Raw genomic sequence first — 18,945 nt, forward strand, 5'->3', positions numbered from 1 at the left:
AGATCAATATGAAAAATTTAAAAACTATAAATAGCTTCCGTATGATATTCATAACGGGGCTTTTGCTTGCATCGCTATCTACTTTTGCTCAGGTGGATTCTGTTAAAGTACAAGAAGATTCTGTTAATGTAGAAGAGTCAGATAAGGCACAAGATAGTGGAAACAAACCGGTGCGTTCTGCATTTGAAAGCACCTGGATTATAGACAACCAAACGACAGTTGTACCTCAAAAAGGTTCATTAGAATTTATGATTAATCACCGGTTTGGAACAATATACAACGGTGTTAGTGATCTCTACGGTATGTACGGTGCAGGTGCAAACATCAGGCTTGGTTTAAATTATTCCTTGTTTGATAACGTTGGCTTTGGAATATTCAAAGGTACTGTTGCTACCGGAATTGGTGTTACGAAAGCAGGCATGGTTTCAGACATCAACCTGAAATATGGCTTTCTTCAACAAACCAGAAACGGAAGAATACCAATAAGTGTGACCTACTATATGGATTTTGGCATATCTACCCAAAATAAGGTAGAAGATCTTCCAAATGGTAACGCATCTGACCGGCTTTCATTCTTTCATCAGATCATTATTTCCCGGAAGTTTAATGATCAGTTTTCCCTCATGGTGGCGCCGAGTCTTTCACACTTCAATGTGGTGGATCCTACCATGCAAAACGATTTTTTTGCAGTCGCTGTAGCTGGTAGGTATAAAATCTCTGAACAATCATCGATCCTCCTAAACTACGATCAACCGATTACCAAATTTACAGACAGCAATCCCCAGTTTAATTTGAGTACCGGTATAGAGATAGCCACAAGCGCTCACCAGTTCCAGATTTTTATATCGAATTTTCCGCTGATCGTACCTCAATACAACAATGTTTACAATCAGCCAAATTCTCAGCATAAGTGGTATCAGGATTTGTACATAGGGTTCAATATTACCCGGCTTTGGAGCTTTTAAAACTAAAAGCATATGAATAATCTAAGCAGAAAAAAATTTTTGTTCTCAGGCTTAAGCCTTGCAGCAGTAATCACTTTTTTTAAATGGAAGAGTATACCGGAAAAAAAGAAAACTGCAACCGCGAAATTTTTAACGCAAGATGGAAAGCTAGTGGAAATCGATATTGAAAAGTTGCCACTTTCTAAGAAAGTTATTGCCTCTAAGGAGGATGTGCAGAATTGGGTTAAAAAATAAAAACGATATCTATGATCGATTTATCCAAAATAATTCCAATAAAACAAATCCAACGCAGGGATTTTCTTAAAGGAGCCCTACTGGCTGGCCTAGCTGGTTGTACGTCAAAAGATCCCTTTACTTCACAGGCTAAACAAGAAAATGTGAAGCCCTCGGGTCAAATGGTGAAGCTCCTTTCTACTTCTGGAGAGATCATTGAAGTGGATAAAGCTTATCTTAAACCTACCGAAGAGATCCCTTCCATTAACAATATGGCTGAGCGTATGGGCATTGAGGGTAAGAAATTTGTGATGGTAATTGACCTATCCCGCTGCCGTAATCTTAAAAAATGCCAGGAAGCTTGTAACCATGCTCATTTTGTGAGTGATCATCAAAACTGGGTCAAAATATATCCAATGCAGGACGCTGAGAATACATCCCCATTTTGGCAACCTACAATATGTCTGCATTGTGATGACCCTCCATGCGTAAAAGTTTGCCCGGTAGACGCCACCTTTAAACGTCAGGATGGTATAGTAGGTATTGATGCAGAAAGGTGTATTGGCTGCCGTTTTTGTATGGCTGCTTGTCCCTACTCTACCCGCGTATTCAACTGGGATAAACCAATAATTCCTAAGGCGGTTGAAGGTCTTCCATATTCTATCGAAACAAGCTGCCCTCCTAAGGTTGGAACAGTTTCGAAATGTGATTTCTGTCCGGATATGGCACGAAAAGGAGAACTGCCACATTGTGTTTCCGCATGTCCAAACGGGGTATTTTTCTTTGGAGATTTAAATGAAGATACGGTAACCAATGGTTCAGAGACGGTTCGCTTTAGTGAGTTAATTCGCGATCGTGCAGGCTATAGATTAATGGAAGAGCTTGGTACCAAACCAAGCGTTTATTATTTACCGCCGGTAGATCGATTGTTCCCTTTTAAAAATGAATCAGGCACATGAACTCCTCTAAAATAACCTCGGATCTATTACCCAAAAAGTTTGGAAAAGCTGGGTTTGTTTGGACAGCCCTGCTAGTAGTGCTTTGTCTGATCGGATTATATGGTTATTATCGGCAAGTCACTTTAGGTTTAGGTGTAACCGGTATGCGTGATTATGCCTCTTGGGGAATTTATATTTCCAATTTTGTTTTTTTTGTAGCAATAAGTTTAGTGGGTTCACTCATCACCGCTATTTTTCGTCTTGCTGGCGCAGAATGGCGCACCCCTATAACACGCATTTCAGAAATTATTGCCGTATCGTCAATCTTATTTGCTTCTATCATCATTATCGTTGATATGGGGCGACCTGAACGATTCTATCATCTCTTTTTTTATGGCAGATTACAATCTCCTATTATGTGGGATGTTATTGTTATCACTACTTATCTTACTATCAGTGTATTATTCCTTTATTTTCCATTGTTGCCTGATATTCCTATTCTAATTAAGAATAGTAAACCAGGAAGTTTCGTTCAAAAAATTTACAAATTTCTGGGGTCGTTTTGGATAGGCACTGCTGCACAATTTAAAATAAGCGAGAATGCAATTAAGATAATTTCAGTGATGATCATTCCCATTGCTTTGGCCATTCACACAGTTACTTCATGGCTATTTGCGACCACCTATCGCCCGGGATGGGACAGTACCAACTTTGGCGCCTATTTTGTTTCCGGGGCATTTTTGGTTGGGGCCGGTGGAGTGGTTGTAGCGATGTATGTATTCAGAAAAGCTTATCAGCTTGAGGCATACATCACTGATAAACATTTTAACAATATGAGTAAGATCGTAGTAATGCTTGCTCTGTTGTATTTGTATTTCAATATTAATGAATACCTGGTTCCTGCTTTTAAAATGAAAAAGGCAGAAGAACATCATCTTCATAGTTTGTTTATGGGTGACTTCGCCCTCTTATTTTGGTCGGCCATTATATTAGGTATGATTGTTCCGATAATTGTATTATTATTTCCTAAAGGAAGAAAACCAGTCCCAGCCTTTTTAATGGGTGTGTTAGTAGTGGTAGGTGCATGGTTTAAGCGATTTCTTATTGTTACCCCAACTATGCTAAGTCCGTTTCTTCCTATGTATGATGTGCCGGAATCTTACAAACATTACATGCCAACCTGGGAAGAATGGGCCATCACCATTGGTTCACTAGCAGGCACTTTACTCATCATTACCATTTTTACAAGATTGTTTCCCATTATACCTATTCATGAAACGATAGAAGAAATGGAACACAGTAAACAGGAAACAGTATGAAGCAAGTAATTTCAATAGGATTCATTTTACTGGCACTCTGCCTGATAACTTTTTCGGTTCAAAGTCAAAGTAAAGCGGCGAAAGGCACTATTCAAATATATCTTGCCTATTCACAATTCAATAATGATCTGCCAGTCATTAAAGTTTCAACAAAAACTAAAAAGGATCAAAAGTTTATGCCTGTAGATGGAGTTGAAGTTAACCTTTTCTTCAATTCAGAAACCGCATCTAATTTTATGGGCCGGGTAAAAACAGACATTCATGGAAATGGGTCATTATCCTTACCTGTTCGGTTTAAAACTCAATGGGATTCAATGGCCAATTTTAAATTTATTGGTACAGTTACTCAGAATAGCCGCTTTGATGATCAATCCTCTGAACTGGAAATCACAAAAGCAAAGATTGAACTTAAGCTTGATGTGGTAGATAGTACGCGTAATATTCATGCAAAAGTATTGGCTTTTCATCCGGATAGCGGATGGGTTGCACAACCCGAAATCGAAATTAAACTGATAGTAAGAAGAATGTTAAGTGACTTAAAGGCTACTGAAGAAGAATCATATACTACTGATGCCAATGGTGAAGTATCCGGTGAATATAATCTCAGTAACATTCCCGGAGATATGCAAGGAAATATTCTTGTTGGAGCGAAAATGGATGAAAATGAGCTGTATGGAACTTTGGTTGCGGCAAAACCTGTAAAATGGGGAATACGAGTTGAACCTGACAATAGCTTTGCAAAAAGAAGTTTGTGGGCAACTCGGGATAAAACACCTCTGTGGTTACTTATTTTCCCTAACATCATCATTATCAGTGTTTGGGGAATTATATTTTATCTGATCTATCAGATCATAAAACTTAAAAAACTTGGAAAACGCGATACTATATAATTGAATTTCTAACTCTATAAAAATCCATATTATGAAAACAAATTTGATTGGAGTAGTAATGGTTGGCGGTCTCCTTTTATCATTCACTTATTATCAGACTAAACCTTGGGTTGTACCTGAAAAAAATGCAAAAATGGCCAATCCTGTGAAAGCCGATGCCGCTTCGCTAAAAACTGGTAAAGAAATGTGGACTAAACATTGTGCTTCATGTCACGGCAAAACCGGGTTAGGTGACGGAACCAAAGCGGCCTCATTAAAAACAGCCATGGAGGATTTGACCACAGCAGCAGTGCAAAAACAATCCGACGGAGCATTATATTATAAGGTTTCAGAAGGACGTGAGGAAATGCCTTCTTTCAAAAAGAAAATTCCTGATAGCGAAGACCTGTGGTCAATCGTAAATTATATGAGGACGTTCAAAAAATAAGGATATATCAGGTACTGAAAAAATGATACTGATTTTACTACCAGCAGCAAATCCTAAGAACTGGTTGTAAAAAAGTAAAAACAAGGGACTCCACCACAAATGTTTTATTATAATGGAAGGAGTACGTAGTTTAAGAATTTTCGATTGTCAGCAGAAGTATAAAGGTAGTAGTGTCTTTACGGACACTACTATTTTATCAATTTTTGTATCTCATTTATTTTCAATAACGCCTCTACAGGAGTAAGTACGTTAACATCCAGGTCTGTTAAAGAGTCACGTATTTTAATTAGGATAGGATCATCCAGTGAAAAGATGTTCAGCTGCATTTGATCGGATTTCTTTAGCTTCTTAACACCGTTCTTTATAGCTGCACCTGTACCACTTTCTGAACTACGCTCCTCTTCCAGTTTTCGTAAAACTTCTTCCGCTTTCTTTACCACTTTTGGAGGCATCCCAGCCATACGGGCCACATGAATACCGAAACTATGTTCACTTCCGCCCGCAACTAATTTGCGTAGGAAAATGACTTTATTGTCAACTTCTTTAATAGAAACGTTGAAGTTCTTGATTCGCTCAAACTCATTCTCCATTTCGTTAAGCTCATGGTAGTGAGTGGCAAACAATGTTTTAGCTTTCGATTTAGGATCATTATGGATGTATTCCGCGATTGACCAGGCGATTGAAATACCATCGTAAGTACTGGTACCCCTACCGATCTCGTCCAGTAATACTAAACTCCGGTTCGATAAGTTATTCAGGATACTAGCCGTTTCGTTCATTTCGACCATGAAAGTCGACTCACCGGAAGAAAGGTTGTCGGATGCTCCTACCCTTGTAAAAATCTTATCAGTTATACCCAAACGGGCAGCTTTCGCAGGAACAAAACTTCCGACTTGCGCCATCAGTACAATAAGTGCCGTTTGTCTTAACAAAGCGGACTTACCCGCCATGTTTGGCCCCGTTATCATGATGATCTGCTGTGTTTCATCATCCAAGAACACATCGTTCGGAATATACTCCTCGCCTAAAGGCAAACTTTTTTCAATAACCGGATGTCGGCCCGCCTTAATGTCGATCACATTATCATCCACAATTTCAGGCTTACTGTAATGATTTTTTACAGCAACCTGCGCGAAACTCAGTTGCACATCCAGTTGGGCAACTAACAAGGCATTCAGCTGAATTGGACGGATATACTCCAACATACCCATCAACAAATCATTATAGAGCTTATTTTCAAGAGCAAAGATCTTTTCTTCAGCACCCAAAATTTTCTCTTCATATTCCTTCAGTTCAGGGGTAATATAACGCTCGGCATTTACCAGCGTTTGTTTACGGATCCATTCCTCCGGGACTTTATCTTTATGAGCGTTGGTTACTTCAAGGTAATAACCAAAAACATTATTAAAAGCGATTTTAAGGGAAGGAATTCCAGTTGCATCACTTTCACGACGCTGCATATCCAGCAAGTAATCTTTTCCACTGAACGCAATCTTGCGTAACTGATCCAGTTCCTCACATATGCCGTCAGCAATTACACCACCCTTTTGCACTAAAACCGGAGGTTCAGGATTCAGCTGATTTTCTATTTTTTCACGAATAAGCTTACATGGATTCAGCTGATCAGCGATTTTCTGCAGACTTTCCTGTTTGGTATTCTCTGTTACCGATTTAATTTCAGCAATAGCCGCCAACGCTCTTCCCAACTGAACCAATTCACGTGGATTAGCTTTTTGCAATGCCACTTTAGAAATCAGACGTTCCAGATCACCGATAGGTTTTAGTTTGGCTTGAATATCTGACGCAAGCTCCTGTTGTTCAAAGAAATGCTGAACAACACTTAAACGTTCTACAATTAACACCTTTTCTTTCAATGGCATCACCATCCATTTTCGGAGCAAACGTGCCCCCATCGGCGTTGCTGTTTGATCCAAAATAGAAATTAACGGAGTTGCTCCCTCATTTGGAGAAAAAATAAGCTCGAGATTACGAATAGTAAAACGATCCAGCCAAACATAGCGATCTTCTTCAATACGCGAAATTTGGGCAATATGTTGAACATTGCGATGCTCGGCTTCAAAAATGTAGTGTAAACATGCTCCTGCAGCAACAATACCATGATGTAGGTTTTCAATACCGAATCCTTTCAAAGAAACAGTACCAAAATGTTTTAATAGGGTTTCATTCGCATAATCATAACCGAAAACCCAATCGTCAACAGCGTAAGTATAGAATTTATCCCCAAACTGACTTACAAAATCGCGGCTTTTGCTTTTTGAAAAAATAACTTCCGTAGGTCTGAAACTTTGGAGCAATTTATCAATATAATCAGCTTCACCTTGAGCAGTTAAAAACTCACCGGTAGAAATATCCAACAGTGCAATGCCTAACGCATCTTTATCAAAATAGACAGCAGCTAGGTAGTTATTAGCTTTATTATTAAGAATATTTTCATTGTAAGCAACACCGGGAGAAACTAATTCAGTTACCCCACGCTTAACAATTGTTTTAACCGTTTTAGGATCTTCTAACTGGTCACAAATGGCAACACGCTGTCCCGCCCGAACCAGTTTCGGTAAATAAGTATCTAATGAATGATGAGGAAATCCTGCTAATTCAATATGAGAGGCTGAACCATTGGCCCTTTTTGTAAGCGTTATACCCAGTATATTGGCCGATTTTACCGCATCATCTCCAAACGTCTCATAAAAATCGCCTACCCTGAACAACAGAATTGCTCCCGGATATTTTGTCTTTATCTGGTTATACTGCGCCATTAGAGGCGTTTCTTTTCCGTCTTTACCTTTAGCCAATGTTCAATTTGTTTTAAATGGCGAAAATAAGCAGGATGAACTAATAAGACAATGCAGAGTTTTGAACAATTTGAGATTTAAGTGAATAAGTGCATTGAATATCAAAACTTTTCTATTTTTGGCCCATGAATTTTTGTCGCTTAATATTAATCGCCCTCTCCTTTATTGCCGTTGCCTGTTCAACTAAGAATGTGGAAAAGGAAACCGATTACCGGAGAAAACTTAATAATAACTGGATTGAGATTAAAAGAAGTAACCCTTCGGGAGGATTATATAGCACTTATGGAGAGCGCTATAAAGCAGATTGGCTGATGTTTGTGGATGACAAAGGATTTGCAACCATCAAAACTCCCCAAAACTATTACCGCAACATTTTCGTTCGTCCCGACTCGATCATCAAATGGGAAAAATATAAATACCGTATCGTTAAGCTTAAAACTGACACTATGGTGTTAGAATTTATCCCCAACAAAAATGACAATGTAAATAAACCGCATCATTTGATGTTCGTTACTGAAAAGGTTTATAAAAAGATAAATAAAACCACGTTAGAGCAACTACAAACATTAAGTAAGAAAGACACCTTATTCCTGGAGAAGTTATTAGACTCCTGCAAGAAATCGCCTGATTATTATTTTTCAGCAGAAAAAATGCCTTTTGCTAAGCCGCTTCAACCTTATATAAAAATCGATACGCTTACTTCCAATGATGGACGTTTGGAGTTTAAAATTATTGAACAAGGGGCCGAAGTTAAATACGACCATCTTTATTCGGGCAAATTCATCGTGAGAGAAAATGGCAAGATCAGCAATTTTGATGTAGGATTAATGACCTGGGGTGGAGAAGAAATTCACCCGGATACTTATAAATACATCAAGCAATTTATAGAAAATAAAATCCGGTTTGAGGCTGGAACTACTCTAGGGGTAAAACACAATTCATTTGTTTACTTCACCTTTATGAGGACAAACGAGATAAAAGGTTAAAATATTTAAAAGATTCCCGCAGGCCGCTAAGGAATATTACTATACAAAACCCTAAAGAGATTCAAAAGAAGTGAAAGCACTGTCTTGATTCCCCTCTTGAGAGGGGTTAGGGGTGTGTTCTAAAACTATAAATCGCATTAGAAAAATACACGCAAAGCCGCCAATACGCTAAGAATATGCCTTTGCGTCTTCGCGGCATTGCGAGCATTCTCCTTTAACTAAACATCACCGAACGCATGGATATTGAACCCAGATCCATACCTTCTACTGGAAACGACGTATTTTCATTTTCCTGTTTTAAACCCATAGTATAGATTAACGGAATATAATGTTCAGTAGTTGGAATTGATAGCAACGCACCTTTCCCAAGCTTCTCAAAATTAACAAGCTCTTGCAATCGGTCACCTAAAAGGTATTCTTTCACACGTTCATCAAAATCAATTGCCCAATCATAACCGCCTTTTTCATTAAAGTTTACCATTCTCAGGTTATGCACTACGTTTCCACTTCCCATAACCAACACTCCTTTTGAGCGTAAAAAAGCCAGTTCTTTTGCTAATTCAAAATGCCAACTTAGTGGTTTGGTATAATCAATGCTTAATTGATATACAGGAATATCAGCTTTAGGGAACATCTTTATTAAAACAGACCAGGTACCATGATCCAAGCCCCATTCATGGTCTAACTCAATGTTAGCCAACGTTATTTGCTGTTTGGTAAGCTGAGCAAACTCTGGACTCCCTGGAGCCGGATATTCAGTTTCAAACAATTGTCTTGGAAAACCACCGAAATCATGAATTGTGCGTGGCTTTTCCATCGCCGTCACAAATGTTCCGCGGGTAAGCCAATGAGCAGAAACCACCAAAATGGCTTTGGGTCGCTCGACAGCATCCCCTATCGTTTTCCAGGCCCTGGTATAATTGTTTTCTTCTATGGCATTCATCGGACTACCATGACCAACAAATAAAGTTGGCATGATATCTTTATTATCATCAGCTAAAAATGGTTTAGCCCACTCTTTTAAGCTTTCCATATTGATTTCATTTTTAATTTATACAAAAGTACAAAAAATAAATGTTAAAACATATAATGTTGTTGCATTACATTTTACTGCAAAGGCGCGAAGACACAAAGTACTACTGATAAGGTATTAAGTTTTGCCTATACAACTTAAAATCTTAGCGTCTTCGCGCCTTTGCGGTTATCTCTTATCTTTGTGATCTTAATCAATTAAAGATGCGTAAATTAAAGCTCGACGAACTGAATCGTGTAAGCGTTGAAGAATTCAAAGAACAGGAAAAGTTACCGATTGTAATTGTGTTAGACAATGTGAGAAGCATGAATAATATAGGCTCGATTTTCAGAACGTCTGATGCATTTGCCCTGGAAGGTATTTATTTATGTGGTATCAGCGCCCAACCTCCGCATCGTGAAATAGAAAAAACGGCTTTAGGAGCTACACAGTCGGTTGATTGGTTTTATTTTGAGTCAACTCAGGAAGCGGTAAAAGACTTGCATGAAGAAGGTTATGAGGTACTGGCTATTGAACAGGCTGAAAACAGCATGATGTTGCAAAATTTCAGGCCTGAAAAAGATAAAAAATACGCACTGATATTTGGTAATGAGGTAAATGGTGTAGATGATGAAGTGATGAAAATGGTAGATGGTTGCATCGAAATCCCTCAGTTTGGCACCAAACATTCATTTAACATTGTAGTGAGCATGGGAATTGTTGGATGGGATTTTTATAGTAAAATGAAGTTGTATTAGGGTGATAGTTAATGGTTCATAGCTCTTAGTAATTGAAATCATGTCTGAAAATATTCTTCATAGCCGGCTAAAAATCAAGGTCGGACAACGATTATTGGTTTTAAATGCTTCTGCAGATTATTTAAAACAGTTACAGCCTCTACCGGAGAACTGTATACTCGAAAACGAGATTTCAGATGGCCTCTATGACCTGGTACATTTATTTGCCAAAACAACGGCTGAACTTAACGATTTGGTTAAAGCTGTTCTTAATCAGCTAAGTAATGACACTGTTTTTTGGATTAGCTTTCCAAAGAAAAGTTCCGGTTTTCAAAGTGATCTTACCATGTACACTGGCTGGGAAGTGCTGGATCAATCGAATTACAATGGTATTTCAATGGTTTCTTTAGATGATAACTGGTCGGCTTGCAGGTTTAAACCAAGAGGAACTTCTAAGAAAACAGATCTGTGTAATGATTCGATTCAGAAGCAGGATAAATACAGTACTTATATTGATGTAGAAAATAAAGTCATCAAGCTGCTGCCGGAAGATCTTGCTAAAGAATTAAAGGGAAATACAACTGCAGAGAATTTCTTTCATACCCTGTCGTACACCAACCGGAAAGAATATTTAATGTGGATATTAACAGCAAAACAAGACAATACCCGGACAGATCGGATTCAAAAAACGCTTGCAAAGCTAATGGCACAAAAGAAAAATCCTACTGAAAAGTGATTTTAAACAAAATAGTCATCTAAGCGTCAGACTATTACAACTTTTTTATTTTTTATTAGCAGAATTAATAAAAAAACGTACTTTTGTGACGGGTAAGTCTTATACGACCAGCTCCCGTTGAACTCCCCCAGGTTCGGAAGGAAGCAAGGGTAGATGGTTGTAGCGGTGCGATATAAGGTGCTTGCCCATTTTTTATTTGATGGCAATGCCCCGAATCCCCAATCAATTTTCTTCGATTACAATTCACAAATTTTATATTTAAAATAATAAAATGAAGTTCTTCATCGATACGGCCAATCTGGCTCAAATTAAAGAAGCACAAGACTTAGGAGTGTTAGACGGTGTTACCACTAATCCATCTTTAATGGCTAAAGAAGGTATTACCGGCGACGATAACGTATTAGCTCATTACAAAGCTATTTGCGATTTAGTTGACGATAATGTAAGTGCTGAAGTAATCTCAACTGATTTTGAAGGTATGATTGCCGAAGGCGAGCGTTTAGCTGCTATCGACAAAAAGATCGTGGTTAAGGTTCCTATGATTGCTGACGGTGTTAAAGCCCTTAAGTATTTCTCTAAAAAAGGTATCCGCACTAACTGTACATTGGTATTTTCGGCTGGTCAGGCTTTATTAGCTGCTAAAGCTGGTGCTAGTTATGTTTCTCCTTTTGTTGGTCGTTTAGATGATATCTCAACTGATGGTTTACAATTGATCGAAGATATCCGTTTGATCTATGATAACTACGGTTACGAAACTGAAATCTTAGCAGCATCTGTGCGTCACCCAATGCACATCATCGAATGCGCTAAAATTGGTGCAGATGTTATGACTGGACCTCTTTCAGCTATCAAGGCGTTATTAAAACACCCATTAACTGATATCGGTTTACAACAATTCTTAGCTGACCACGCGAAAGCAGCTGCAGCTACTAAGTAATAATATTTCATCGCGCAAAGCCGCTAAGACGCAAAGTAGTTTTATAATGCGTTTTAGTGGCTTTGTCATTTGAAATGCACATCGCTATCTTGAGGAACGAAGGATCTGTTAGTTATTGAGTTGTGAAGTATACAGGTTAATACCCCTAACCCCTAAAGGGGAATCCATATCGCTTGAAAAAACCACTCTCTGCATTAGTCAGCATTATTAATTGACAGTTAAGCCTGACAAATGCTCAATCCCGCCTTGTACAGTTCGGCAGAGATAAATTTAAGTTCTTGCAGAAACTGGGGGAGAACTGTACGCAGCGGCGGCGTTTTTTGCTTACTTTTTTTCGCTGCAGAAAAAAAGTAAGTCTCGCGGAAAGCGACTAAGTGAAATAAAGCACGATTAAATACTAAAATGAGGCATTTCTGACACTACTGTGAATAGCTAACCTTTATCCTCTAGATGGGAACTTAGACGATCCTTAAATCTTTAGCGGCTTTGCGTGTATTAAAAATCACTGCGACTTCACCGTTATCAATCCTTTTTTCTCATAATAGCCCACCAGTAAATTCACAAACTCATTATAGCTGCGGATACCTTTAGGCTGATTATTGGACTTCAGAAACAAATCATAATACCATTCAAAATACGGTTCAATCGCATTTTCGTATTTTCTCCAAAACTGACGATACTCTTTTATGTCTGCCTTAACACCTCTGTTTAAACTCAGGTAATAATGCTTTCGCGCAAGCGTATCCATTCTTCCTAACTCCGACACCGTATACATAAATGCTTCCAGTTCAGCAGAGTACTTAAAGAACTTATCTTGTGTATTCAATGCGGTAATATATCCAACAAAGTTGGCTTCTTCCTCCGCCGAAATCCCACTCTGATGCGCCATCTCATGACAAATGGTAAAAGGCAAAGAAAATTTAGGTGGATCTGTGTTTACTTGCGACTCGCCTGAAAAAGGATTGTAATAACCCCCTATTCCGCCATAATTCATCAATAATTTGTAAAGCGAGGTCTTGGTTGATCGTATCTTAAAATTAAAATCAACAGATTTGTCGTATCCTACTGAAGCAATTTTATAAAGCGAGTCACTATGAATGGGATTCCTGTATTGCACTAAAGAATCATTGGTTAATTCCAAATGCGCAGTGTTTACCCGTTGGGTTAGAATAGCTGCAAGTCGCATTAATTGCTCCTTATCTGCACGCTCCGAATTTAACATCAACCGCTCTGAAAGTGGTTGACGGAAATAATTAAGCCCCCAGCAAAACTGAAAAACCAGGTATGCACAAAGAAAAATAATAGTGCCTTTTAATAAACCATTCAGGGCAAAGCTCCCTCTATTTTCTTTTGCTTTAACAATACCCCTAATGTATTGGAATATTCCAAGCAATATCAACAGAATCACGACAGCATACACCACGTCGCCTAAACTAAATGGCAACCATCCAGTTATCGATCGTTGCAAAATCGAAATCAGTTTATAAATACCATTTGCATATACATTCTCAATAAAAGAAGGCCAGTTAGCAAAAAAGCGAAAAAGGAAGATGACGAAAATTAATACAAGTAGTAGGTAGAGCTTTTTGCGAAGCTGTTTGTTCATAGAAGTAAGATTAAAGAAATTTCACGCAAAGCCGTAAAGTCGCCAAGGTATTATTTCTTTACGGCATTGCGTGTCATTTATTATTTTATTAAATGCATAACTTCAGCAATGGGTTGATCGCTATCGATAAGAATCCCGGTAACCCCAGCCTTCTCTCCTGCCTCAATATCGCGCTCACGGTCGCCGATAAAATATGATTTTGCCTTATCAATGTTAAATCGGGCAATAGCCTTTTCTAATAATAAAGACCCCGGTTTACGGCAAAAACAAGCACTATTATATTCAGGATGGTGATTGCAGTAATAGATTTCTTTGAATTCAACCCCATGTTCAGCATATTGTCGACGCATTTCACTATGCATACGCTGTAGTGTAGCTTCAGTATACCACCCTTTGGCTAATCCTCCCTGGTTGGTTACAACAATTAACAAATAACCACGGTCCTGAAGTTCTTTTAGCGGTTTAAAATTATGGGCTAATACCTGAAAATCTTCGAGTGTACACACATAATCACCTAATTCTTTATTCAAAACCCCATCTCGATCTAGAAAAACCGCTTTATTCATTTTACAATTACTTTTTATAAACTATTTTAAATCAATTAATTTCAGAACCGAACAGAAAGTTTATACGTATAAATATCAACCGGCACCTGTGAACTCTGAGATTACTCTTTATATTAGACACAAATATGATGATTAAAAACCTTTACTAATACTAAAACCCGTAATTAATAAAATCAATAACCTATTAGCTACTTTGTAAACATATAGTACATGCAAGATTCTACACCTCATTTCAAACCTTATGTTTCTCCCGACACCAGGATGGCTGAGTTTACCCTTAAGTCCGTTCTATTGGGAGGCTTTTTCGGAATTGTTTTTGGAGCAGCCAACGTTTACCTGGCTTTAAAAGCCGGATTAACTGTATCGGCCTCCATTCCTATCTCAGTAATGGCAATTTCTTTAGGCCGGAAGCTCTTCAAAACAACCATTTTAGAAAACAATATTATTCAAACAGCAGGTTCTGCCGGTGAATCCATTGCTTCAGGTGTTGCCTTTACATTGCCAGCCTTCCTCTTTTTATCGATTACGGAAACAGGTGGAAGTGTGGGAGCCGAATATTTCAACTACCTGACTATTTTTACATTAGCAGCAATGGGAGGTGTTTTAGGAACATTAATGATGATTCCGCTTCGCCGCTCATTAATAGTTAAGGAGCACGGAAACCTTCCTTATCCAGAAGGTACAGCCTGTGCATCCGTATTAATTGCAGGAGAAAAAGGCGGCGACTTTTCAAAAACCGCTTATCAGGGCTTAGGCTTTGCTATCATTTATGCCATTTTCCAAAAGATATTTAACCTGATTGCAGCAGTTCCTACTTTGGTAACCCAGCAAACAAACAAATATTTCCCATCAGCAACTGTTAACGGAGAAATTACGCCGGAATATTTAGGTGTTGGTTATATCATCGGCCCTCGAATAGCGGGTGTGTTGGTAGCCGGAGGTGTGTTGGCCTGGTTAGGATTAATTCCATTATTAGCAACATTGGTTCCTGGTGAAGTAATTGCTGCTCAATTAGTAAAACTAGGTTATTTAAAAGATGTAGCTGTAGCGGGTGGCGATTTAGGATGGAATCCTCTAACAAAAACCTTTGAAGACACAGCATCCGCTATTTACTTCGCTTATGTACGTCAGATTGGTGCAGGTGCGGTAGCGGTTGGGGGCTTAATGACGCTTATCAAAACAATTCCAACAATTGTCCGCTCATTTAAAGAAAGCATTGGGTCATTAAAGGATCGTCAGTCTGATGAAAGTGTTTTACGTACCGAACGTGACCTATCATTCAAAGTGGTAATAGTAGGTAGTATTGCCCTGGTGTTATTGATTTTGTTTATGCCACAAATTCCAAGCAGCACCTTAATTGGCAAATTACTGATCGGAATTTTGGTGGTGGTATTCGGTTTCTTCTTTGTTACTGTATCCAGCCGCATTGTGGGTTTAATCGGATCGAGCTCCAACCCTATTTCAGGTATGACGATCGCTACCTTAATGGGTACTTGTTTAATTTTTATCAGTGTTGGATGGACCGGAAAGTTATTTGAACCAATGGCCCTAGTTGTCGGTGCAATTATTTGTATTGCCGCAGCCAACGCCGGTGCTACCTCTCAGGATTTAAAAACTGGCTACATAATCGGTGCAACTCCTAAATATCAGCAATTAGCTTTATTTATTGGGGCTATTGTATCATCGGTTGTAATTGGAGCCACTATTAAAATGTTGGACACTCCTACTGAAGCTGCTATTCAGCAAGGTATCACCCATACAATTGGTACTAAAGCTTTCCCTGCTCCTCAGGGTACGTTAATGGCTACCTTAATTCGCGGTTTATTATCTTTTAACCTGGATTGGCAGTATGTTTTAGTAGGTGCATTTTTATCTATTACCATTGAGCTTTGCGGAGTAAATGCTCTTTCATTTGCTGTAGGAGCTTATTTACCGTTATCAACTACACTGCCGATTTTTGTCGGAGGAGCTATCAAAGGTGTTGTTGATCGCAAAATGAAAAAACAAAACCGCCATGAAGATGATGAACTTGGTAAAGGCAGTTTATTTGCTACTGGTTTGGTTGCTGGTGGTGCTGTTGCTGGAGTATTAATTGCATTCGGACAAGTTTTGTTCGAAGAACAGTTGAAAGCCATTAGCTGGCAAGCATCCCTTGAAAAGGCTTTAGGCTCAGGTGGCTATCAATTACTTGGTACAGCTTTGTTTGCCTTTATGGGCTTTGTTCTTTATAGAATTGCCATGAAAAAAGAGTAATTTTCTCTCTTTGCACACTAATAATGAAAATGCACAAGGAAATACCTCCTTGTGCATTTTCATTACCAGACATGTTACAAATAACTCTTCGCAAAAACTGTAAATTAGCCCCTCTTCCCAAAAACTAAACGTAAAATCATATAGATAAAAGTAATGAGAGAAACGACCATGAAAAAAATCGGCCTGGTAGGTGGCATTAGCTGGGTATCGACAATAGACTATTACAGATTCATTAATGAGGGAATTAATGAAAAATTGGGTGGACTTAATTTCGCTGAATGCATTATTTATTCGTTAAACTTTGATGATTTTCAACGAAATAATACAGCCGGCAACTGGGATGCTACATTCCTGTTAATTGCTGAGGCATGCGAATCTTTGAAAAAAAGTGGTGCAGAAGCTATTGTTTTATGTGCAAATACGGCACATGCAGTTGCAGAAAGAATAGAACGACAAATACAACTACCAATTATTCATATTGCCACTGTAACAGCGAATGAAATAACCAAGCAGGGTATCAAAAAAGTAGGTTTGATCGGAACAAAATTCACAATGGAAATGGATTTTTATAAGGACAAACTAAAAGAAAATAATATAGAGTCTATTGTACCTGCTCACCAAGATGTACGTGATTTCATCCAAAAAACAGTAAAAGAAGAATTGGGCAGAGGCATTGTAAATACTGAAACGAAAAAGGCTTATATTTCAATTATAAATGAATTAATTGCCAACGGAGCGGAAGGTATTATTTTGGGTTGTACTGAAATACCCATGATCATTAATCAGGAAGATGTTTCTGTGCCGGTTTTTGATACAACGAAAATTCATGCAAATGCAGCAATTTCGTTTGCTCTTTCTTAAAAAAATTTGAGCTTAAAGCCTGTAAATATCGATCTAGTAAAAAAACCAAACTAACTTTTTCAATTCAATTTGCATGGCATTACAAAAATACTTTACTTTGCGCCAGTAAAAGTTCTTTAAAATTCTTATCCAGAAAGACGGAGGGACAGGCCCGATGAAGTCTTAGCAACCTTAATGATCTCGCATTAAAAGGTGCTAATTCCTGTGACGCAATATATTGTGTCATGAAGATAAGCAAGTAGCAATTTTTAGATTCCATTCTATCTGATTCCGCCATTTTCTTCCTGACATCATTAAAAGCGCTCTTCCTTTCGGATAGTTTTTTGTCGTTTCCACGAAAAAGATCTCTTGCTTTAATTAACAAATTACCAGTTAAAATAAATTTTCAGCAAGCTATATGAGCTCAAAAACTAAACTTGGATTATTCGGATTTGGCTGTGTTGGCCAGGGTTTGTACAATGTTTTACACCAAACGGAAGGTATTAAAGCTGAAATCCTAAAAATCTGCATTAAAAATCCTAACAAAAAACGCAGTTTACCCAACGAATACTTCACATTAGATAAAAATGACATCTTATTTAATGAAGATATAAATGTGGTGGTTGAAATGATCGATGATCCGGAAGCGGCTTTTGAGATCGTTAAAATAGCTTTACAAAATGGTAAAGCAGTAGTAACTGCTAACAAAAAGATGATTGCTGATCATTTTGTTGAATTATATGAACTGCAGCAACAATACAATGTACCGTTATTGTATGAAGCTTCAGCCTGCGCAAGTATTCCGATCATCAGAAATTTAGAAGAATACTATGACAATGATTTGTTAGGAGCAGTTGAGGGAATTTTCAATGGTTCTACAAACTACATCTTAACCAAAATCTTTAAAGATAATATCGATTTTGATACTGCACTTAAACAAGCGCAGGAAATTGGTTTTGCAGAAACCGATCCAACCCTAGATGTTGAAGCGTACGATCCTAAATATAAATTATGTATTATCCTTGCCCACACCTTTGGTTTATTTGTTAAACCAGAAGAAGTATTTAATTATGGGATTCAAAACCTGTCGACTTTCGACATTCAATATGCCAACGAGAAAGGGTATAAAATTAAGCTGGTAGCCTTCTGTCGCAAAGTAGATAATAAAATTGTTGCTGGTGTATTGCCTCGTTTTGTTAAACCCGAAAATAAATTATATACTATTGAAAATGAGTACAATGGTATTTTAGTGGAAAGTGCATTTACTGAATATCAGTTCTTTGCAGGAAAAGGTGCCGGAAGCAACCCAACTGGCTCGGCTGTGCTGTCTGATATTTCGGCGCTAACTTACAACTATAAATACGAGTACAAGAAACACAACCGTGGTGCAAAGGTTGAATTAACCAATAACTTCACTGTTGATCTGTATGTTCGTTATTCCACTTCAAACCCAATTGATACTTCTTTATTCTCAAATATTAAAGAATCTTACTCAAATGCTGATTCAGCATACATCGTTGGTACTATAAATTTCAATGATCTGCGTAACTCAGATTTATTAAAAAGAAAAGATGTTAACATAATTGTTTCCGCAGATAATAAATTTGACGTAGTTGCAAATACGGCTAAAACAGCTGCTGAACAAGTGGAAGTGATCTAATTTAGAAAGCTTTATAAATAACAAAATGCCTGTTAAACTTTTTTGTT

Annotated in this window: 17 protein-coding genes, 1 other RNA gene and 1 riboswitch; of the genes, 14 read left to right on the forward strand and 4 right to left on the reverse strand. The window is 38.0% G+C overall.

Going from position 1 to position 18,945, the window contains the following annotated elements; genetic code table 11:
- The first annotated feature begins 8 nt into the window (after positions 1-8).
- The 6 genes from SOLCA_RS10915 to SOLCA_RS10940 are packed head-to-tail and all read left to right on the forward strand — an operon-like array spanning position 9 to position 4,752.
- Positions 9-965, forward strand: coding sequence for a DUF5777 family beta-barrel protein (locus SOLCA_RS10915; protein WP_052308582.1), 957 nt, complete (start codon positions 9-11; stop codon positions 963-965).
- A 12-nt stretch (positions 966-977) separates the two neighbouring features.
- On the forward strand, positions 978-1,199 hold the full coding sequence (locus tag SOLCA_RS10920) for a hypothetical protein (RefSeq protein WP_014680502.1): 222 nt from the start codon (positions 978-980) through the stop codon (positions 1,197-1,199).
- An 11-nt stretch (positions 1,200-1,210) separates the two neighbouring features.
- Positions 1,211-2,137 (forward strand): 4Fe-4S dicluster domain-containing protein, encoded by a 927-nt coding sequence (locus SOLCA_RS10925; protein ID WP_014680503.1) that lies wholly within the window; start codon positions 1,211-1,213, stop codon positions 2,135-2,137.
- Positions 2,134-3,435: an NrfD/PsrC family molybdoenzyme membrane anchor subunit gene (gene nrfD, locus SOLCA_RS10930; RefSeq protein WP_014680504.1), complete on the forward strand. Its 1,302-nt coding sequence runs from the start codon at positions 2,134-2,136 to the stop codon at positions 3,433-3,435. The genes SOLCA_RS10925 and nrfD overlap by 4 nt, the downstream gene beginning before the upstream one ends.
- Positions 3,432-4,325: a hypothetical protein gene (locus SOLCA_RS10935; RefSeq protein ID WP_014680505.1), complete on the forward strand. Its 894-nt coding sequence runs from the start codon at positions 3,432-3,434 to the stop codon at positions 4,323-4,325. The genes nrfD and SOLCA_RS10935 overlap by 4 nt, the downstream gene beginning before the upstream one ends.
- 31 nt (positions 4,326-4,356) lie before the next feature.
- The gene (locus SOLCA_RS10940) at positions 4,357-4,752 is read left to right on the forward strand and encodes a c-type cytochrome (protein ID WP_014680506.1); all 396 of its coding nucleotides are present in this window, start codon (positions 4,357-4,359) and stop codon (positions 4,750-4,752) included.
- Between the two features lie 188 nt (positions 4,753-4,940).
- On the opposite strand, the gene mutS is transcribed toward SOLCA_RS10940, so the two are convergent.
- A complete protein-coding gene (gene mutS, locus SOLCA_RS10945; protein WP_014680507.1) occupies positions 4,941-7,565 on the reverse strand; it encodes a DNA mismatch repair protein MutS in 2,625 nt (874 codons plus the stop codon).
- A gap of 125 nt (positions 7,566-7,690) precedes the next feature.
- Between mutS and SOLCA_RS10950 the strand changes: the two genes are divergently transcribed.
- Positions 7,691-8,551, forward strand: a complete 861-nt coding sequence (locus tag SOLCA_RS10950; RefSeq protein ID WP_014680508.1) for a hypothetical protein — start codon at positions 7,691-7,693, stop codon at positions 8,549-8,551.
- A gap of 214 nt (positions 8,552-8,765) precedes the next feature.
- Here SOLCA_RS10950 and ygiD read toward each other — a convergent pair whose 3' ends face one another.
- Entirely contained in the window at positions 8,766-9,584 is an 819-nt protein-coding gene (gene ygiD, locus SOLCA_RS10955; protein ID WP_014680509.1) for a 4,5-DOPA-extradiol-dioxygenase, read from the reverse strand.
- Positions 9,585-9,787: 203 nt separating this feature from the next.
- Here ygiD and SOLCA_RS10960 point away from each other — a divergent pair, with 203 nt between their 5' ends.
- From SOLCA_RS10960 to fsa, 4 genes are all read left to right on the forward strand, one after another.
- Positions 9,788-10,321 carry an RNA methyltransferase gene (locus tag SOLCA_RS10960; RefSeq protein WP_014680510.1) on the forward strand — a complete coding sequence of 178 codons (534 nt, stop codon included), beginning with the start codon at positions 9,788-9,790 and terminating at the stop codon, positions 10,319-10,321.
- Positions 10,322-10,361: 40 nt separating this feature from the next.
- Positions 10,362-11,036: a YdeI/OmpD-associated family protein gene (locus SOLCA_RS10965; RefSeq protein ID WP_014680511.1), complete on the forward strand. Its 675-nt coding sequence runs from the start codon at positions 10,362-10,364 to the stop codon at positions 11,034-11,036.
- 90 nt (positions 11,037-11,126) lie between these two features.
- Positions 11,127-11,225: signal recognition particle sRNA small type (gene ffs, locus SOLCA_RS22635), an RNA gene on the forward strand.
- Positions 11,226-11,307: 82 nt separating this feature from the next.
- Positions 11,308-11,973 (forward strand): fructose-6-phosphate aldolase, encoded by a 666-nt coding sequence (fsa, locus tag SOLCA_RS10970; protein ID WP_014680512.1) that lies wholly within the window; start codon positions 11,308-11,310, stop codon positions 11,971-11,973.
- Between the two features lie 502 nt (positions 11,974-12,475).
- Here the strand turns inward: fsa and SOLCA_RS10975 are convergent.
- Positions 12,476-13,579, reverse strand: coding sequence for a DUF3810 domain-containing protein (locus SOLCA_RS10975; protein WP_014680513.1), 1,104 nt, complete (start codon positions 13,577-13,579; stop codon positions 12,476-12,478).
- Between the two features lie 80 nt (positions 13,580-13,659).
- On the reverse strand, positions 13,660-14,145 hold the full coding sequence (locus tag SOLCA_RS10980; protein ID WP_014680514.1) for a D-glycero-alpha-D-manno-heptose-1,7-bisphosphate 7-phosphatase: 486 nt from the start codon (positions 14,143-14,145) through the stop codon (positions 13,660-13,662).
- A gap of 210 nt (positions 14,146-14,355) precedes the next feature.
- Between SOLCA_RS10980 and SOLCA_RS10985 the strand changes: the two genes are divergently transcribed.
- The 3 genes from SOLCA_RS10985 (at position 14,356) to SOLCA_RS11000 (ending at position 18,898) form a co-directional block, all read left to right on the forward strand.
- The gene (locus SOLCA_RS10985; protein WP_014680515.1) at positions 14,356-16,398 is read left to right on the forward strand and encodes an OPT family oligopeptide transporter; all 2,043 of its coding nucleotides are present in this window, start codon (positions 14,356-14,358) and stop codon (positions 16,396-16,398) included.
- 168 nt (positions 16,399-16,566) lie between these two features.
- Positions 16,567-17,259, forward strand: coding sequence for an aspartate/glutamate racemase family protein (locus SOLCA_RS10990; protein WP_042479681.1), 693 nt, complete (start codon positions 16,567-16,569; stop codon positions 17,257-17,259).
- 122 nt (positions 17,260-17,381) lie between these two features.
- Positions 17,382-17,496, forward strand: a riboswitch (SAM riboswitch).
- A 160-nt stretch (positions 17,497-17,656) separates the two neighbouring features.
- Complete coding sequence (locus SOLCA_RS11000; protein ID WP_014680517.1) at positions 17,657-18,898, forward strand: homoserine dehydrogenase; 1,242 nt, start codon at positions 17,657-17,659, stop codon at positions 18,896-18,898.
- Positions 18,899-18,945 lie beyond the last annotated feature (47 nt).

Source organism: Solitalea canadensis DSM 3403 (assembly GCF_000242635.2).
GTDB classification, from domain to species: Bacteria; Bacteroidota; Bacteroidia; order Sphingobacteriales; family Sphingobacteriaceae; genus Solitalea; species Solitalea canadensis.

What these genes read in the sequence shown, in the direction of transcription:
- SOLCA_RS10960 (WP_014680510.1), top strand. Translation starts at nt 9,788, where the DNA reads ATGCGTAAATTAAAGCTCGACGAACTGAATCGTGTAAGCGTTGAAGAA.
- SOLCA_RS10915 (WP_052308582.1), top strand. Translation starts at nt 9, where the DNA reads ATGAAAAATTTAAAAACTATAAATAGCTTCCGTATGATATTCATAACG.
- SOLCA_RS10925 (WP_014680503.1), top strand. Translation starts at nt 1,211, where the DNA reads ATGATCGATTTATCCAAAATAATTCCAATAAAACAAATCCAACGCAGG.
- SOLCA_RS10935 (WP_014680505.1), top strand. Translation starts at nt 3,432, where the DNA reads ATGAAGCAAGTAATTTCAATAGGATTCATTTTACTGGCACTCTGCCTG.
- SOLCA_RS10920 (WP_014680502.1), top strand. Translation starts at nt 978, where the DNA reads ATGAATAATCTAAGCAGAAAAAAATTTTTGTTCTCAGGCTTAAGCCTT.
- nrfD (WP_014680504.1), top strand. Translation starts at nt 2,134, where the DNA reads ATGAACTCCTCTAAAATAACCTCGGATCTATTACCCAAAAAGTTTGGA.
- SOLCA_RS10975 (WP_014680513.1), bottom strand. Translation starts at nt 13,579, where the DNA reads ATGAACAAACAGCTTCGCAAAAAGCTCTACCTACTACTTGTATTAATT.
- SOLCA_RS10950 (WP_014680508.1), top strand. Translation starts at nt 7,691, where the DNA reads ATGAATTTTTGTCGCTTAATATTAATCGCCCTCTCCTTTATTGCCGTT.
- SOLCA_RS10985 (WP_014680515.1), top strand. Translation starts at nt 14,356, where the DNA reads ATGCAAGATTCTACACCTCATTTCAAACCTTATGTTTCTCCCGACACC.
- ygiD (WP_014680509.1), bottom strand. Translation starts at nt 9,584, where the DNA reads ATGGAAAGCTTAAAAGAGTGGGCTAAACCATTTTTAGCTGATGATAAT.
- SOLCA_RS10990 (WP_042479681.1), top strand. Translation starts at nt 16,567, where the DNA reads ATGAAAAAAATCGGCCTGGTAGGTGGCATTAGCTGGGTATCGACAATA.
- SOLCA_RS10980 (WP_014680514.1), bottom strand. Translation starts at nt 14,145, where the DNA reads ATGAATAAAGCGGTTTTTCTAGATCGAGATGGGGTTTTGAATAAAGAA.
- SOLCA_RS10965 (WP_014680511.1), top strand. Translation starts at nt 10,362, where the DNA reads ATGTCTGAAAATATTCTTCATAGCCGGCTAAAAATCAAGGTCGGACAA.
- fsa (WP_014680512.1), top strand. Translation starts at nt 11,308, where the DNA reads ATGAAGTTCTTCATCGATACGGCCAATCTGGCTCAAATTAAAGAAGCA.
- SOLCA_RS11000 (WP_014680517.1), top strand. Translation starts at nt 17,657, where the DNA reads ATGAGCTCAAAAACTAAACTTGGATTATTCGGATTTGGCTGTGTTGGC.
- SOLCA_RS10940 (WP_014680506.1), top strand. Translation starts at nt 4,357, where the DNA reads ATGAAAACAAATTTGATTGGAGTAGTAATGGTTGGCGGTCTCCTTTTA.